This is a genomic window from Streptomyces sp. JW3 (assembly GCF_052216785.1).
In the GTDB taxonomy this organism is placed as follows: Bacteria; Actinomycetota; Actinomycetes; order Streptomycetales; family Streptomycetaceae; genus Streptomyces.
The window spans coordinates 1-752 of the sequence record NZ_JBQOUX010000255.1; the positions used below are offsets into that span (position 1 = coordinate 1).

At 73.0% G+C, this 752-nt stretch carries 1 pseudogene; it reads right to left on the reverse strand.

Going from position 1 to position 752, the window contains the following annotated elements:
- Positions 1-657: pseudogene (locus tag ACTT8P_RS38375) on the reverse strand (NAD(P)-dependent oxidoreductase); the annotation flags it as partial.
- Between the last annotated feature and the right edge of the window lie 95 nt (positions 658-752).

The following is a 752-nucleotide window of genomic DNA, read 5'->3' on the forward strand; positions in this document are numbered from 1 at the left end:
GCCCCGGGACAACGCGGCCAGCAGCGCGCCCTCCGCTATCCCGAGCCGCCGGCCGAGCCGCGCGGCCTGCCCGAGCAGTCCCAACTGGGCGGTGAACATCAGGTTGTTGAGCAACTTGACACCCTGCCCCGCACCGAGCGGTCCGACGTGCAGCACCGGATCGGCGTAGGCCCCCAGCACCCGCCGGACCCGGTCCACGTCCCGTGCCTCTCCGCCGGCGAAGACGGTCAGGCGCCCCGCCTCGATGTCGTGCGGCCCGCCGCTGACGGGCACGTCGACGATGTCGACCCCCTGGTCGGCCAGTGCCCGGACCGTGCGCGGATCGCCGGTGGTGTGCACGGCCAGCAGCGAACCGGCGGGCAGCGCTCTCAGCAGCCCACCGTCCAGGCACACCTGTCTGACCTGTTTGTCCGTGAAGAGACAGACCACGAAGACGTCCGCGCCACGTGCGGCGCCGGCGAGGGAGGCGACGGGTTCGGCGCCGTCACCGGCCAGCGCGCGGCGCACCTCGCCGTCCCGGGCGTACACACGTACCCGGTGTCCGGCCGCGACGAGCCGACGCACCATGGGCCGGCCCATCCGCCCGGCACCGACGAACCCCAGCTCCATGAGGCCGGCCTCCCGTTCCGGTGTGAAAACGCGGTTCTCAGGTGTTGTCGCCCACCGGCCCGCCGATCAGGACCGTCAACGTCTCCCGCACGATCCGCGGGTAGTGGTCGAGGTCCGGCCCGGGGTCCATCAGCCACCACTGG